The 17,247-nt window shown below is 39.7% G+C and carries 15 protein-coding genes; all 15 read left to right on the forward strand.

The genetic code is table 11. The features are described from left to right. The 15 genes from E7274_RS08325 (at window position 1) to E7274_RS08395 (ending at window position 17,243) form a co-directional block, all read left to right on the forward strand. Window positions 1–1,398 carry a glycine--tRNA ligase gene (locus E7274_RS08325; protein ID WP_304175194.1) on the forward strand — a complete coding sequence of 466 codons (1,398 nt, stop codon included), beginning with the start codon at window positions 1–3 and terminating at the stop codon, window positions 1,396–1,398. A gap of 17 nt (window positions 1,399–1,415) precedes the next feature. Then, complete coding sequence (locus tag E7274_RS08330; RefSeq protein ID WP_304175195.1) at window positions 1,416–2,054, forward strand: hypothetical protein; 639 nt, start codon at window positions 1,416–1,418, stop codon at window positions 2,052–2,054. Window positions 2,055–2,075: 21 nt separating this feature from the next. Beyond that, window positions 2,076–3,719, forward strand: a complete 1,644-nt coding sequence (locus tag E7274_RS08335; RefSeq protein ID WP_044933699.1) for a putative manganese-dependent inorganic diphosphatase — start codon at window positions 2,076–2,078, stop codon at window positions 3,717–3,719. 32 nt (window positions 3,720–3,751) lie between these two features. Continuing rightward, entirely contained in the window at window positions 3,752–5,698 is a 1,947-nt protein-coding gene (locus E7274_RS08340) for an EAL domain-containing protein (protein ID WP_090481572.1), read from the forward strand. Between the two features lie 118 nt (window positions 5,699–5,816). Beyond that, on the forward strand, window positions 5,817–7,235 hold the full coding sequence (gene rho, locus E7274_RS08345; RefSeq protein WP_304175197.1) for a transcription termination factor Rho: 1,419 nt from the start codon (window positions 5,817–5,819) through the stop codon (window positions 7,233–7,235). Between the two features lie 27 nt (window positions 7,236–7,262). Next, window positions 7,263–8,414 carry an NAD(P)-dependent malic enzyme gene (locus E7274_RS08350; protein WP_033153786.1) on the forward strand — a complete coding sequence of 384 codons (1,152 nt, stop codon included), beginning with the start codon at window positions 7,263–7,265 and terminating at the stop codon, window positions 8,412–8,414. Window positions 8,415–8,449: 35 nt separating this feature from the next. Beyond that, complete coding sequence (locus E7274_RS08355; RefSeq protein ID WP_033153787.1) at window positions 8,450–8,965, forward strand: DUF4364 family protein; 516 nt, start codon at window positions 8,450–8,452, stop codon at window positions 8,963–8,965. Between the two features lie 3 nt (window positions 8,966–8,968). Beyond that, window positions 8,969–10,951, forward strand: a complete 1,983-nt coding sequence (locus tag E7274_RS08360) for an ATP-binding protein (protein WP_304175199.1) — start codon at window positions 8,969–8,971, stop codon at window positions 10,949–10,951. Then, window positions 10,951–11,799: a response regulator gene (locus E7274_RS08365; protein WP_304175201.1), complete on the forward strand. Its 849-nt coding sequence runs from the start codon at window positions 10,951–10,953 to the stop codon at window positions 11,797–11,799. Before E7274_RS08360 ends, E7274_RS08365 begins: the two co-directional genes overlap by 1 nt. Before the next feature lie 136 nt (window positions 11,800–11,935). Beyond that, window positions 11,936–12,142, forward strand: a complete 207-nt coding sequence (gene rpmE / locus E7274_RS08370; RefSeq protein WP_015550865.1) for a 50S ribosomal protein L31 — start codon at window positions 11,936–11,938, stop codon at window positions 12,140–12,142. 66 nt (window positions 12,143–12,208) lie between these two features. Beyond that, a complete protein-coding gene (locus E7274_RS08375; protein ID WP_304175203.1) occupies window positions 12,209–13,138 on the forward strand; it encodes a DUF1385 domain-containing protein in 930 nt (309 codons plus the stop codon). A 2-nt stretch (window positions 13,139–13,140) separates the two neighbouring features. After that, complete coding sequence (prmC, locus tag E7274_RS08380; protein ID WP_304175205.1) at window positions 13,141–13,971, forward strand: peptide chain release factor N(5)-glutamine methyltransferase; 831 nt, start codon at window positions 13,141–13,143, stop codon at window positions 13,969–13,971. Between the two features lie 56 nt (window positions 13,972–14,027). Further along, window positions 14,028–15,101: a peptide chain release factor 1 gene (gene prfA / locus E7274_RS08385; RefSeq protein WP_044933709.1), complete on the forward strand. Its 1,074-nt coding sequence runs from the start codon at window positions 14,028–14,030 to the stop codon at window positions 15,099–15,101. A gap of 22 nt (window positions 15,102–15,123) precedes the next feature. Further along, window positions 15,124–15,885: a LytR/AlgR family response regulator transcription factor gene (locus E7274_RS08390; RefSeq protein ID WP_304175207.1), complete on the forward strand. Its 762-nt coding sequence runs from the start codon at window positions 15,124–15,126 to the stop codon at window positions 15,883–15,885. A gap of 218 nt (window positions 15,886–16,103) precedes the next feature. Then, the gene (locus E7274_RS08395; protein WP_304175209.1) at window positions 16,104–17,243 is read left to right on the forward strand and encodes an ATP-binding protein; all 1,140 of its coding nucleotides are present in this window, start codon (window positions 16,104–16,106) and stop codon (window positions 17,241–17,243) included. The last annotated feature ends 4 nt before the right edge of the window (window positions 17,244–17,247 follow it).

Here is a 17,247-nt window from a genome sequence, read left to right on the forward strand (position 1 = left end):
ATGGAAAAAACAATGGACAAAATTATTGCTCTTGCCAAGGCAAGAGGCTTTGTATATGCAGGTTCCGAAATCTACGGTGGTCTTGCTAATACATGGGATTACGGTAATCTTGGCGTTGAGCTCAAGAATAACGTAAAAAAAGCTTGGTGGCAGAAATTCGTTCAGGAAAATCCATACAACGTAGGTGTTGATTGTGCGATTCTTATGAATCCACAGACATGGATTGCTTCTGGACACCTTGGCTCATTCTCAGATCCACTTATGGATTGTAAGGAATGCCACGAAAGATTTAGAGCAGACAAAATCATTGAGGATTTTGCAGCTGAAAAGGGTATCGAGCTTAAGTCATCAGTTGATGGCTGGAGCAAAGAGGAGATGAAGGAATTCATCGACAGCAACAACGTTCCATGTCCTACATGTGGAAAGCACAACTTCACAGATATTCGCGAGTTCAACCTTATGTTCAAGACATTCCAGGGTGTTACTGAGGATGCTAAGAACACAGTTTACCTTCGTCCTGAGACAGCACAGGGTATTTTCGTAAACTTCAAGAATGTTCAGCGTACATCTCGTAAGAAGGTTCCATTTGGTATTGGCCAGATTGGTAAGTCATTCCGTAACGAGATTACACCTGGTAACTTCACATTCCGTACTCGTGAGTTCGAGCAGATGGAGCTTGAGTTCTTCTGCAAGCCTGGTACACAGGATGAGTGGTTCCAGTATTGGAGAAGCTTCTGCCGTGATTGGCTTACAAGCCTCGGCATGAAGGAAGATGAGATGAGACTTCGTGACCACGATCCAGAGGAGCTTTCATTCTACTCAACAGGTACTACAGATATCGAGTACTTATTCCCATTCGGTTGGGGTGAGCTTTGGGGTATCGCTAGCCGTACTGACTACGACCTTACACAGCATCAGAACGTATCTGGTCAGGATCTTACATACTTCGATGATGAGACAAACGAAAAGTACTTACCATACGTAATCGAGCCATCTCTTGGTGCTGATCGTGTTGTTCTTGCATTCCTTTGTGCAGCATACGATGAGGAAGAGGTTGGTAAGGATGGAAAGAGTGATGTTCGTACAGTTCTTCACTTCCACCCAGCTCTTGCACCAGTAAAGATTGGTGTGCTTCCACTTTCAAAGAAGCTCAACGAAGGCGCTGAAAAGGTATTTACAGAGCTTTCAAAGAAATACAACTGCGAATTTGACGACAGAGGAACAATCGGTAAGAGATATCGTCGTATGGACGAAATCGGAACACCATTCTGTATCACATATGACTTTGATTCAGAAGAAGACCATATGGTTACAATTCGTCATCGTGATTCTATGGAGCAGGAAAGAATTGCGATTGCAGATTTGGATGCATATTTTGCAGACAAATTTACATTTTAACATAGGAGGAGAGTGCTATGGAAAACATTAATGTAGAGGGAGCAGCTGAAAAGCCTGTTGCACAGCCAGTTGTTGACAACGGAGAAGATTTACTTTTAGAACAGATTGATGCATTCCGCGAGAAGGCAACACAGCTACAGCAACTCATTGCTCAGAAAGAGCGCAAGGCTGCAGAGTTAGAAGCTTTAGTTAGAGAGAAAGAAGCAATTAATGTTAAGCTACAAGAAGAGCTTTCTAGAAAGCAGGCAGAGGCAGATAGCCTTGTTGCTGATGTAGAAACTCAGGTAGACCGTATGATGCAGGTTGTTAAAAACAACATGGATCAATTAGAGATTGACATTAAGGGCCAAGTGAGTGATAATCAAGAGTCCTACGAGACCCACAATAGAAATCTTCAAGATACACTTAAAAATGTATCAGATGGTTTAGATAATATTCAAAACGAGCTTTCCGAGAAAACGCACTCAGAGTCAGTTCATTTATATCGTTTGATTCAGGATTTATTAAAAGAACACGACAACAGCGAAGAGCAGGCTGTTAAGGCAATTGAGCATTACAGCTCATTAAAGAAGCTTTCAGTTGTAGTTATTGTTCTACTTGTATTAACAATGGGGGTATCTATTGCATCACTTATTCTCTCGATAGGATTATTTTAAGATAGAATAAATGGAGGGATTATGCCGAATTCAGTTTTTATTATCGGACACAAGAACCCTGATACCGACAGTATTTGTGCCGCTATAGGATATGCATACCTTAAAAATGCACTTGGCACAGGAGTAAAATATATACCAAAGAAAGCGGGCGAGCTCAATAAAGAGACTCGTTACGTATTGGACCGTTTTGGCGTTCAGGAGCCAGAAACAATATCAGACGTTGGAGCTCAGCTCATGGATATTGAGTACAGACAGCTCGAGGGCGTTGATGGTCATATTTCTCTTAAGAAGGCATGGGAAATCATGCTTGAGAGAGACGTTGTTACACTTCCAGTTATTGCAAAGACAGGCAAGCTTGAAGGTGTAATCGTAAACGGAGATATTGCGTACTCATACATGGATGTATACGATAACAGCATCCTTTCAAGAGCACGTACACAGTTCTCAAACATTATTAGTACACTTAGTGGACGTCTTGTTACAGGAAATCCACATGCATATTTTGTAAAAGGTTCTGTAGTTATTGCATCAAACAACAGAGAGGATCTTAAAGAAGATATCAACAGAGACGACCTTGTTATTGTTGGTAATATCACAGCTCGTCAGCTTATCTGTATAGAAGCTGGATGTAGCTGCTTAGTAGTTTGTGGCGCTTCATCAGTAGATCCTGAGGTTGAAAAGGCAGCTATAGATCACCAGGTAGTGCTTATCACTACGGAGTACGACACATTTACAGTTGCTCGTCTTATTCATCAGTCAATGCCTATCCGTCAGTTCATGCAGAAGGAAGACATTATCAGCTTTGAGTTAGACGATTATGTAGATGATGTTAGAGAAGTTATGAAAACAGTTCGTCATCGAGATTTCCCAATCCTCGATGAAAACAGACATTACATTGGAATGGTTTCACGTCGTCTTCTTTTAAATATGCAAAAGAAGAAGGTTATTTTAGTAGACCACAATGAAAAGTCTCAGGCAGTAGATGGTATCGATCAGGCAGAAGTACTTGAAATCATCGACCACCACAGACTTGGTTCACTTGAAACTGTTTCACCAATTCTTTTCAGAAATCAGCCACTTGGCTCTACAGCCACAATTGTATCGCTGATGTTCCAGGAAAGAGGAGTACAAATTCCAAAGGAAATTGCTGGTGTACTTTGCTCAGCAATCCTTTCAGATACTTTGATGTTTAGGTCACCAACATGTACACCAATAGACGAAGAGAGAGCAAGAGAGCTTGCTAAGATCGCCGGTGTTGATGTTACAGAGCTTGCAACTTCTATGTTTGAAGCAGGCAGCGATTTCAAAGACCGTACAGCTGAGCAGATCTTCCATCAGGATTACAAGATCTTCACTAGCGGAGACACAAAGTTTGGAGTTGCCCAGGTAAGTTCAGTATCAAAGGGGCAGCTTAATTCAATTAAGGGTGAAATCAGAAAGTACATGGATTCTGTGCTTAATTCATCAGATTTAAATGCAGTATTTGTAATGCTTACAGACATCCTTAATGAATCAACAGAGCTTCTATTCGTTGGCGGGGAGGCTGACAAAATAATTGCCGATGCATTTAGAATGCCTGTTGCTGCAGATAGCTACATTTTAGATGGTGTAGTTTCTAGAAAGAAACAGCTTATACCACCTATCATGGAATCTCTACAGGAATAAGCAAAATATAAATTAAAGGGCAGAATTTTGTTATGTTAATCAACGGATTTAATATTGCAGCAGAGAGAGTAGACTTATTAATAGCACTTGTAATGCTTTATTTGACAGTGGCCACCAAACCAAGGAGGACCGCTGTCCTTTCCGTTGTTTTTTATGGTCAAATCTTATCAGTGGCTAATATTATTTTGCACATGGCATCCATTTTCCTTTTGAGCTTTGATACAGCCTTAGAAGGATTCTTATTTAGGATGTCTGTGCTGTTTTATTATGTCACCTATCTTGGAATTCTCGTTTTATTGTTTTCCTATATACATTTGCTTAGTTTAAAGCAAAGAGAAAATTTAGATACGTTAAATGTTGTTGTTATTGTCTTCATCGCAATTTACATGGTTGTTGTAGGAGGAGTATTTATCTCTGATAGTTATGTAACTGTTATTGATGGAGCTTACAAATTCACTGAATGGTCTAGTATTAATGTTTGGTTTGCATTGCTTGATGTTGTACTTATTATGCTTTCAGCCTTTCAGAATAGAAATGAAATCCCAAGAGTTCTTATGAACCTTATATTCATATTTGTACCATTTGAAATACTTACACTGGTTATTCAAATGATACAGCCACAGTATGTAATCCTTAGTGTTACATATGTAGTTCCATTTATGCTTTGCTATATTACTTTCCATAGCATTTTGTACGATGAGGTGACAGGCTGCCAAAATAAGCAGGCTTTCGAAGCTCATCTTTTGTCGCTTCAAAAGAAGAGTAAAAATGGAAAGCATATTGGTTTCATCTATATTAAGTTCCCTCGTCTTGAGGTTGTAGATAACTATGAGCTTATGTATGTTGCTAAGCGTAGAATATCTGCACAGATTAGAAATCTGGAACATCACAATCCAGACGCTAGAGTTTACTCTATTAATGAGTTTACATATGGCATCATTTTCCCAAATAATAGCGAGCATATCACAAGAGAGACGATTGAGCTTGTTAAGAAAGATCTTGACGATGCTATGTCGAGTTGGGAATATTCAAACAGCCCAGAATACAGAATGGTTGTTATTAAAAATGATTTAGAAAAGTGTGATTTACAGACACTTGACGCATATTCAAACTTCTTGTTCGACAAGGCAGCTAAAAAGAAAGTGAGAGTCTATGAGGCGACACTTTCTGATTACAACATCTGCATGGAACAAAAGGAGATTGAGAGAGTCATTGTTGATATCAGAAACAAGGACGATTTATTGGACCCAAGAGTTGTAGTTTATGTGCAACCTATTTTTGATGTTACAAATAACAACTATAGAAATGCTGAAGCATTAATGCGTCTTGAGGTTCATGGTAGATTGATATCACCAGATATTTTCATTCCTTTGGCTGAAAAGGTTGGATGCATTCATACTCTTACAAGAATTATTCTTAACAAGGTGTGTGCAAAGATATACGAGATTCAGGATTACTACAATTTTGAAGCTGTATCTGTAAATGTATCCCTTTCTGAGTTTATGGATTACTGCTTGCATGATGAATTGATTGATATCATCAAAAATAATGGCATTACATGTGATAGAATTCGTCTTGAAATGACAGAATCTATGACCAGTGACGAAATCGAAGCAATCAGTCACAACATGGAAGAGTTTAATGCCGCAGGCGTACATTTTTATCTTGATGATTTTGGAACAGGTTACTCTAACCTTGAAAGAATCGTCAGCTTACCATTTAGAACAATTAAGTTCGATAAGAGCTTACTATATAAATCAATGGATGACCCTATTTTGCTTAGATTGATTCAAAATATGGTTGATGTGTTTAAGAGCCATGGATTAGTAGTACTTGTAGAAGGTGTTGAAAACAACAAACAGGCTGAACTTTCTATTGGTCTAGGATTCGAATATATCCAGGGATATAAATACGCAGCACCAGTTCCAATCAACAAATTAGAGGAATTCTTTGAGCCTAAGCTAGAGCGCTTGGCCTAAAATAAAGTTATGGACAGATGAAGATTTTGGTTATATAATGCAACTATCATCAAAGTTATTCGTTAGTCGATTCGACTTTTATTTCCATGACGTTTTTTATTTTATTAAGGAGAGTTAGATGAGAGAAAAATATGAAAGTTTATCAGTAACAATTTTGCGCGACTTAGCAAAAGCTAGGGGAATAAAAGGCGCATCAGCAATGAAAAAAGCAGATTTGGTAGAAGCTATGCTTGCACAGGACGAAATTGACAAGCAGAACGAAGCTGCATCTGCAGAAAAGTCAGAGCCAGTAGAAAAGGCTGAAAGACCAAAAAAGGTAGAAAGAACAGAAAGACAGGAGAGACCAGAGAAGGCTGAAAAATCTGAGAAGGCTGACAAGACAGAGGTTCCAGCGGACATCCCTATGGACAATCTTATTCCAGCAAGCGGAATTCTCGAGGTAATGGGCGACGGCTTTGGTTTCATCAGATGTGACAACTACATGCCAGGTACAGACGATGTATATGTTAGTCAGTCACAAATCAAAAAGTTTAACCTTAAGACAGGCGATATTATCATAGGTAAGAAGCGTTTCAACAATCCTACAGATAAGTTCGCTGCTCTTATGATTATAGATTCAATTAACGGTTACGATCCTTCAAGAGCTAGTAAGCGTCCTAATTTCGAGGATTTAACACCTATTTTCCCAAATGAACGTATTCGTCTTGAAAGACAGCGCAGCTCAGTTGCAATGCGTATCGTTGATTTAGTTAGCCCAATTGGTAAGGGACAGCGTGGTATGATCGTTTCCCAGCCAAAGGCAGGTAAGACAACACTTCTTAAAGAAGTTGCTACATCAGTTAATTACTCACATCCAGATATGCATCTTATCATTTTGCTTATCGACGAGCGTCCTGAGGAAGTTACAGATATGAAGGACACTATGAGAAACAGCAAAAACGTTGAAGTTATCTATTCAACATTCGATGAGAGTCCAGAACACCACAAGCGTGTTTCAGAAATGGTTATCGAAAGAGCAAAGAGATTAGTAGAGCATGGCCAGGACGTTATGATTCTTTTGGATTCTATCACACGTCTTGCCCGCGCATACAACCTTACAGTACAGCCATCAGGCCGTACACTTTCAGGTGGTCTTGATCCAGCAGCTCTTCACATGCCAAAGAAGTTCTTTGGTGCAGCCAGAAACATGCGTGAAGGCGGTTCCCTTACAATCCTTGCTACAGCACTTGTAGATACAGGTTCCAAGATGGATGACGTTGTATTCGAGGAATTCAAGGGTACAGGTAACATGGAGCTTATTCTTGATAGAAAGCTTTCAGAAAAGAGAATATTCCCAGCTATTGATATCACAGGTTCTGGTACTCGTAGAGAAGATCTTCTTCTTTCAAGAAAAGAGCTTGATGCAATGGAAATTATGAGAAAAGCAATCAATGGTGCCAGAAAAGAAGACGCCGTTGAAACTATTCTTAATATGTTTGCTCACACAAAGAACAATGACGAATATATCGATATGATTATTCGTAAGAGAGTTATCTAATTCAATTGATATTCAAGGAGGGAAATCATGGCATCAGTAGACGAAACAGCGGTATTTTTACACAAGCAGTGGAACGGTAAAATCGAGACATGTGCAAAGGCGCCAGTTAAAAGCAGAGAGGATTTATCGATTGCTTACACTCCAGGCGTTGCAGCTCCATGCCGAATCATTGCTGAAGACCCAGAAGCAGCGTATAGCTACACACTTAAAGCAAACACAGTGGCTGTTGTATCTGACGGTTCTGCTGTCCTTGGCCTTGGAAATATTGGACCACTTGCAGCAATGCCAGTTATGGAAGGCAAGTGCGTATTGTTCAAGGAGTTCGGTGGTGTTAATGCATTTCCTATCGTTTTAAATACTCAGGATCCAGACGAAATAGTTGCTGCAGTAAAGGCTATTGCTCCAACATTTGGTGGAATCAATCTTGAGGATATTTCTGCTCCACGTTGCTTCGAAATCGAAGAGCGTCTTAAAAAGGAGCTTGATATTCCAGTATTTCATGATGATCAGCATGGTACAGCAATTGTTGTACTTGCTGGCATTATCAATGCGTTAAAGGTAGTTAACAAGAAAAAAGAAGATTGCAAGGTAGTAGTTAATGGTGCAGGTTCTGCAGGAATAGCCATTACAAAGCTTCTTCTTAGATATGGATTTAAGGATGTCACAATGTGTGATAGGGAAGGAATCATTGGTCCGGACTATCCAAATCTTAATTGGATGCAAAAAGAAATGACCAACGTCACGAACCTTTCACATAAGACTGGTACACTTAAGGATGCCTTAGTTGGTGCGGACATTTTTGTTGGTGTTTCAGCTCCAGGTATCGTATCAAAGGAAATGGTTGCATCTATGGCAAAGGATTCAATTCTTTTTGCTATGGCCAACCCTACACCAGAGATTATGCCTGACGAAGCAAAGGAAGCAGGAGCTAGGGTAATTGGTACAGGACGTTCTGATTTTCCTAATCAGGTTAACAATGTAGTTGCATTCCCTGGTATTTTTAGGGGCGCCCTTGAAGCGAGAGCTACAGCAATCACAGAAGAAATGAAATTGGCAGCAGCAGAAACTATTGCCGGTCTTGTTGACGAAGAGAATCTTTGCGATGATTTCATTTTGCCAGAGGCTTTTGATCCACGTGTTGCAGTAGCAGTAGCAAATGCAATTAAAGCATTGGTTTAAATCAAATAAGTTATAAGTAGTTAGTGAGGAAAATCATGGCAGAACCAAATTTAATATACAAGATTACAATACTAGAATTATTACATCGTAGTGGTTTCCCGCTTAGCAACAGTCAAATCACAGACTTCTTTTTAGAGGGTGATTTGACTGATTATTTCACAGCCCAGCAAGCCATCAGCGACGATGAGGAAGCAGGGCTGATTTTTTCGAAAACTAATCATAACAATACGACCTATTCAATTACAGATGATGGTGTAAAGACCTTGGAGCTATTCAAAGAAAAGATTTCTCCAGCTCTTTCAAAGGATATTAACAAATATTTAAAGGTCAATTCTATTTCCATGAAGGAAGAGAATTCCTACAAGGCAACGTACTTCAAAGCCGATAGGGGTGGCTATGTTGTACAGCTTCGTATTACGGAAAACGACGTTCCGACCATGGATTTAAGCTTTCATGTAGGCTCAAAGGAGCAAGCTGAAACACTATGTAACAATTGGAAGGTTCGTAGTGATCAGGTATATGAAGCGGTGATGGATATACTTATGGGGTGAGGTATGAAATCTGTTTACATTAAAATGATTTTAATTGTAACAGTAGTATTATTTATTGTAGTGGGGGCACTACTAGCTTCAGTTGCCGTCATTTCTGACGGCACGCTTAGTAGAAATCAATTCATTAAACTAATCGTTGTTTTTTCCATTTTTTTAATCTTTGCCATTATTGTGGCACTTAGAATTGCACAGAATGTTATAAAAGAAATAAATAGCATGAATGAGTTTATGCAACGTCAGCTAGATGCTATAGATTCTGCAAGTAAGGCAAAAAGTCAGTTCTTAGCAAACATGTCTCATGAAATAAGAACTCCTATTAATGCTATCCTTGGTATGAATGAAATGATTATCAGGGAGAGTTCTGATGAACAGATAGTTGAGTATGCAACTAATGTCAAACAGGCAGGAAAGGCACTATTGGCCCAGGTAAACAGTGTATTGGATTACTCAAAGCTGGAAGAGGGCAAGATGGAGATAATCCAGGTTGAGTACGATTTGGCCACAATGATAAATGGGTTTGTTACGGCTGTAACTACTAGAGCTAAATCAAAGGGCCTGAGGATGGATGTAAATGTAGATACCAATCTACCTACTACTTTGTTTGGCGATGATGTCAGATTGGGGCAGGTTATTAATAACTTACTTACAAATGCTGTAAAATACACTGAAGTAGGTGTAATAAGCCTTAATATATGGGAAGAATCAAGGGCAGACGGAGCTATTGACATTGGTGTAAGTGTGCAAGACACAGGAATAGGTATTAAGCCTGAGGATATGGAAAAACTATCTGCTTCATTTACTAGAATAGAGGAGGAGCGCAATAGAAACATAGAGGGTACTGGACTGGGAATTCCAATTGTAATAGAAATTCTTAAGCTGATGGGAAGCGACTTGAAAGTGGAAAGTGTGTATGGACAGGGTTCCACTTTCTCGTTTGTTATCAGACAGGGAATCATTAATGATGAGCCGCTGGGAGATTATAGAAAACGTGTTAAGCGCAGCTATATGCGAAGGAATAAGTATACTTATCCATCTATGCCGAAAGCCAACATTATAGTTGTAGATGATTATGAAATGAATCTGGTGGTAGCCAAGAACCTTATGAAGGTCTATGATTTCATTCCTGATTTGGCAGAATCAGGGCCAGAATCTCTTTCAAGAATAGAGGAAAAACACTACGATATCATTTTCATGGATCATATGATGCCTGATATGGATGGCGTAGAAACGCTGGAGATCCTGAAAAAGCGACAAATGATAGATGAGTCCACGGCAGTAATTGCTTTGACGGCAAATGCTATCGCAGGAGCTAAAGACTTTTATATATCAAAGGGATTTAACGACTATTTGACTAAGCCAATAGACGCAGAAGCTCTAGAGCAGGTGCTGACAAAATACGTACCGGCAGAAAAGATAGTAAAGAAATCAATCAGTGATATAAAAAATAATAAATCCTTAACAACGAATGATGAGGAAAGAAAAGCTTTAATAAAAATATTTGTATCCACGATTCAAGAAACAGCAAAGAATCTGGATCAATTGTTAGAAGCAGAAGATATTAAAAACTACACTATCAAGGTTCATGGACTGAAGAGCACAGCTAGATTGATAGGTGAAATGTCCATTTCAAGTAAAGCGGAAGCTTTGGAAAAGGCAGGAAATGAAAACGACTGGGATTATATAAAATCTCATCACAAGGAATTAATAAGAGAATATCTAAGCCTGGAAAATTCATATAAAGAAGTAAAAGAAACAAAGAAAACGTTGAATCCAGGGGAATTGAAGGATGCTATTTATTCAATTATAGAAATGGCCAGCGTTTGTGATTACACATCTACAGAGATGGTTTTAGATTCGTTAGATGAATATGCTATGCCGGAAAATGTAGAATCGGAAATGAAACATGTACGAGAGCTTTTACAGAAGCTTGATTATGAAGGTGTTGTTGAATCAGCAAAAAAGATGCTTAACAATGGGGGTAACTAATGGATTACGGGTTTTCTAATGAAAAGCAAAGTAAAGTTGCGCTTATCAGTTCAAAGTCCAGCTTTTCAGTAATGGGAATTCAAAAAAAGCTGCAAGAATCAGGAATTGAGGGAGTGCCAGTTCGTCCAAGTATATTTCAGATAGAGGAGGCTATTGATGAGAGTGAGCCCATAATCTACTATCTGGATGATGAGATTTATACTCCAAGTGGAGAAGATTTCTTGAATGAAATGAGAAAGCTGTGCTTGGAGCAGGAGCGTTTGCTTATACTTGTAGGCGAAGAAGCAGAGTACGAGAAGGCTACAGAAATCATCCCTAAATCAGCAATCGTAGGATGGTTTAATAGGCCTGTTGATATGGATGCCTTGCTGAATACATTGGAAAAGGCATTAGGGGGCGAAATCAAACCAGCAAGACAGCGCCATATTCTAATAGTAGATGATGATGCTACTTATATGCGAATGCTTCATGAGTGGATGAAGGGCAGATACCAGATTACTATGCTTGATGCTGGTACAAAAGCTATTCATTGGCTGATGGACAATTCACAGAATGTAGATTTGATTTTATTGGATTGTGAGATGCCATCAATGGATGGGCCTACAGTTTTTCGAATGTTAAAAGAAGACCCAGGCTCTAGAAATATTCCGGTAATGTTCTTGACTGGCAAGAGCGATAGAGATATGGTTATAAGAGCCGTTGGCTTAGGGCCAGAGGACTATATTCTTAAATCAATAGATAAAAAAGAACTTATGGATAAGCTGGAAGATTTCTTTGGTCGCCTGAAGACCATGGAGGATTCAGACCAGGAAGAAGTATCCGATGGCAAAACAGGGGTTGTATTTTAGTATATTCCATGTTATACTTGAGAAGCTGTTAATCGGGATGAAATGCGAGACCCTCGCATTTAAGCAGTATTCGAGATTTTTATCTCACAAATTACAGTTGGAAATTGTAAAAAATTATTATGAGAGGTGAAATTAAATGAGACAGGGTATCCATCCAGATTATTACCAGGCTACAGTTACTTGCAACTGCGGTAACACATTCGTAACAGGTTCTACAAAGGAGAGCATCCACGTAGAAATTTGTTCAAAGTGTCATCCATTCTACACAGGCCAGCAGAAAGCTACACAGGCTCGTGGACGTATTGACAAGTTCAACAAGAAGTATGGTATTGACGCAAAGTAGTCATTTATTTGGACTTTTAAGGGTTGAGATTCGTCTCAGCCCTTTATTTCGTGTAGGGGGCTTAAAATGAAGTATTCAGGCATAGGCGGACAGGCTGTGATGGAAGGTGTTATGATGCGAAACGGCAATAAATATGCTGTGGCAGTTCGTACACCAGACAAATCTATTGCAGTAGATGTTAAAAATACAAAAGACATAAATGACATATGGCACAAGATTCCAATTATCAGAGGAATGGTATCATTTATTGATTCACTTGTGATTGGCCTTAGCACACTTATGTATTCAGCTAGCTTCTTCGAGGACGAAGAGGACGCCGTCGATAAATCAAAGCTTTCAGAGGAAGAGCTCAAAAAGCTCGAGAAAAAGGAAAAGGCTGAGATGGGTGGCACATTGGTATTGTCATTTGTACTTGCTCTTGGTATTTTCTTTGCGTTGCCATACTTTATATCCCTTGGTTTAAACAAATATATTGAGTCGCAGGCGTTGATTGCTCTCATCGAAGGACTTATTCGTATTGGTATTTTTATTGGTTACATCGTGATGATTTCTCATATGGATGATATCAAGCGTACCTTTATGTATCACGGTGCAGAGCACAAATGCATTAATTGTATCGAGGCAGGAAAGCCTCTTACAGTTGAAAATGTTCGTACAGCCACACGTTTTCACAAGAGATGTGGAACTAGCTTTATTTTCATTGTATTCATTATTTCAGTTTTTGTTTTCATGTTTATCTCTTTCGATAATACATGGGTAAAGCTCATTGCAAGACTTTTACTTATTCCAGTTATCGCTGGTATTTCTTATGAGTTTATTAGGCTTGCAGGACGTCATGAAAATGGCTTTGTAAACATTTTCTCAAAGCCAGGGCTTTGGCTGCAGCGACTTACAGTAATGGAGCCAGACGACGATATGATTGAGGTTGGAATTGCCTCAGTAGAAGCAGTGTTTGATTGGAAAGGATTCATCGAAGAAAACAGGGAGTGTTTTTAGGTATGACTTTTAAACAGGCTTTAGATAAAGGAATAGTATTACTGGAATCAGAAAATATCGCTGATGCAAAGATAGACGCTTGGTATCTTCTTTCATATGTTAGCGGTCTCTCAAAGGCTCAGTATTTTCTGAAGCAATCAGAAGAAATCGATAATAATATTCTTTATAAATATAAGGATGTCCTTTTAAGGAGAGCAGGCCACGAGCCACTCCAGCACATTACTGGAGAGCAGGATTTCATGGGCATCACATTTTGGGTAAATGAAAATGTTCTCATCCCTCGTCAGGACACCGAGACTCTCGTAGAGGAGGCTCTCAAGGTTATTCCTAGTGGCAGCCATATTTTGGATTTGTGTACTGGCAGCGGATGTGTTATTCTATCTCTTGTTGTCCTGGGCCAGGGGCTTTCAGGAATAGGTGTAGATATCTCAGAAGAAGCACTTGCTGTTGCTCGCGAGAATGGCGCTAGGCTTGTAGGCCGTAAGGCGGATTTTGTTAAAGGCGATATGTTCCAGCCAGTTAGTGGCAAGTTCAACGCCATAGTATCAAATCCACCATATATTCCATCTGCAGTAGTGGAGGAGTTGGAGCCAGAGGTAAAGGATCATGAGCCTCGTCTTGCATTAGATGGCACAGAGGATGGCCTTTTCTTCTATAAGAAAATCACTGCTGAGGCAGGGGATTATCTTAATGATGGTGGCTGGCTTTTAGTTGAAATCGGCTATGATCAGGGGCCTGATGTTTCTGCACTATTCAAAGAGGCAGGATTCAAGGACGTTGAAGTAATAAAGGATTTAGCAGGCAACGATAGAGTCGTTAAAGGACATCTATAGCGACGCAGGTGTATTGTGTCTGTTAATAAAGTGGTTAATAACATGGAGGTTTTAGCATGTTTGATAGATTAGAAGATTTAGTATTAAGATACGAGGAAGTAATGAACTTGCTTTCTGAGCCAGATGTGGCTAATGACAATGCCAGATTTAGAGCACTCATGAAGGAGCAGGCTGAGCTTGCACCTATCGTAGAGGCTTACAAGCAGTATTCAGCTCACAAGCAGAATATTCAGGATTCTTTAGAGCTTCTCGAGCTTGAATCAGATGAGGAAATGAAGGAGCTTGCAAAGGAAGAGATGAAGGAATCTCAGGCAGAGGTTGAGCGCCTTGAGCAGGAGCTTAAAATCTTACTTCTTCCTAAGGACCCTAACGATGATAAGAACGTTATCGTGGAAATTCGTGCAGGTGCAGGTGGAGAGGAAGCAGCCCTTTTCGCAGCAGAAATCTACCGTATGTACGTACATTACGTAGAGTCACGTGGATGGAAGGTTGAGCTTCTTGAAGCAGACGAGACAGGCATCGGTGGTATGAAGAATATCGAGTTCATGGTTAAGGGAACTGGTGCATACTCAATCCTTAAGTACGAGTCTGGTGTACATCGTGTACAGCGTGTTCCAGAGACAGAGTCACAGGGCCGTATCCAGACATCTACATGTTCAGTAGCAGTTATGCCAGAGGCAGAAGAAGTTGATATCCAGATTGATGAAAAGGATATCCGTATCGACGTAATGCGTGCTTCAGGTAACGGTGGTCAGTGTGTCAACACAACAGATTCAGCTGTTCGTCTTACTCACTACCCAACAGGTATTGTTATCTACAGCCAGACAGAGAAGTCACAGCTTCAGAATAAGGAAAAGGCTTTCGCACTCCTTCGTGCAAAGCTTTATGATTTAGAGCTTCAGAAGCAGCAGGATGCAGAAGCTGCAGAGCGTCGCTCACAGATTGGTACTGGTGACCGTGCAGAAAAGATTCGTACATACAACTTCCCACAGGGACGTGTAACAGATCACCGTATCAACCTTACACTTTACAAGCTTGATAAGATTATGAACGGTGACATCCAGGAAATTCTTGATGCACTAATCGCAGCAGATCAGGCTGCAAAGCTTGCTAAAATGTCTCAAGACTAATAGATTTTTAAGGTTCTTGCCTATGGCAAGGACCTTTTTTAATCTTGCGCACAATTCAAATTTGTATTATTTTAATAGCATGATTAATGTTTGTATAGTTGAAGACGAGCTGGAGCAGGCTTCAGTTTTAAAGAATTATATAAGTAAATACAGTTCGGCAAAGAATCAGCAGTTTAATATTACATATTTGCCAGATGGAATTGATTTGGTGGATGATTATAAGGGACAGTTTGATATTATCCTTTTGGATATTCAGATGAAGCATTTGGATGGCATGGCAGCCGCAGAGAAAATCCGCCAGGTGGATCCTGATGTTATCATTATTTTTATCACATCCACAGTTCAGTATGCAGTGCAGGGCTATGCAGTGGATGCGCTAGGATATGTATTAAAGCCAGTGCCATATCATCAGTTTGAGCAGATTTTCGACAAGGCAATAGTCAGAGTGCAGGCCAAGCAACAGCATGTTTATATAAAGGTTGCTGTTGATGACAAGCAGCTGAAGCTGGATTGCAACAATATTATCTATATTGAAAGTCAGCGTAACAATGTGGTAATACATTGCAAGGATGCTGATTACGTTACAGCGGGACCTCTCAAGCGTTTTGATGAGATGCTTATGGACCATGGCTTCAGCAAGTGCCATAATGCATATTTAATCAATCTTTCAGAGGTTGAAGCTGTACAAAAAGAGGAAGTTTTATTAACAAATGAGGTGATGCTTCCAATAAGTCGTGCCAGAAAGAAAGAGTTCATGGCTGCGTTGACGGAGGATATTTTGTAATGGTTTTTAATGCATTTTTAAACCCTGTAAATATACAGGACACCCCAAGACTTTTTACCGCTATTGCTGAATGGCTAGCGGTTTTTGTTTACTTTAATATATACAAGAAAAAGAGGCATGATAAGGAATTTGCTATTTACTGTATTGCTATTTTTATTATCTTGGTCGCATTTCAATTTATAGCGGGTTTGTTGCCACTGGGTTTTTGGATTCCTACTATGATCGGTGCAGTAGGACTTATGTACTTTTCACTTTATATTGTTTTGGATATAAAGCCTAGGGATTGTGCGGTTCTTACAACTCATGCATTTGTACTGGCAGAGTTTGCTGCCAGCCTTTATAAGCAGCTTTATGTGTGGAGCGTAAAAATTACTGAGCAGGAAGGTATGGTCGAATCTGTTTGCAATATGCTCCTGGTGTACATTGCAACTTATATTGTTTATTACAGATTTGAACGTGGCAATGTGCCATCTAATAGAAACCTTAACATCAGCAATAAAGAGATGATTAGTGTTCTCGCCACAGGTATTGGAGCCTTTATCATGTCCAATATCAGTTTTGTAAACAGCAGAACACCATTCTCTGCCACAGAGAACATGCTTTATGTTCGTACTCTGGTAGATTTCGGAGGAATGCTGATGCTGATGACAGAGATGGGCCGTAGAAACGAGCTGGCCCTTCGAAAGGAAAGTACCGAGATTAATCAGCTTTTCCAAAAGCAGTACGAGCAGTACAAGCTTGCAATTGATAATTCCGAGGCCTTGCGTAAGGAAATGCATGACATGAAGCATTACGTTATGGCTCTCAAAAACGAGGATGATCCGGAGCGTCGTGCAGAAGTTCTTGCAGATATGGAACAGGCTATTGCAATACAGGAATCCTTTATGAATACAGGAAACAAGGTTCTTGATGTTGTGCTTACTACAAAGAGTCTTCAATGCCAGAAAAAGAATATTACTTTAAATGCAATGGTGGATGGCGATTTGCTGTCAGATATCCATGTAAAGGATATATGTTCTTTATTTGGTAATATATTGGACAATGCCATCGAGGCATCACAGCAGGTTGCTGACAAGGAAAAGCGTCTTATCACGCTTTCAGTTCGCAAAAGAAACCAATTTATCATCGTAGAGTGTGATAATTACTCTGACAGTGAAAATGTAAAGCTTCGCAACAATCAAAAGCGTAGTTTCTTTGGAAAGAACAACCTACCTAAAACTACAAAAGGAGATAACGTAAAGCATGGCTATGGGCTTAAGTCCATTACTCAGGTTGCTGAAAAGTACGGCGGCGCAATGAATTGCAGCTATGAAGATGGCTGGTTTAAGCTGAAAGTGCTGTTAGCTGCAAGCAAATAATGCA

Origin of the sequence: Pseudobutyrivibrio ruminis (genome assembly GCF_015057245.1) — a bacterium.
GTDB lineage: Bacteria > Bacillota > Clostridia > Lachnospirales > Lachnospiraceae > Pseudobutyrivibrio > Pseudobutyrivibrio ruminis_E.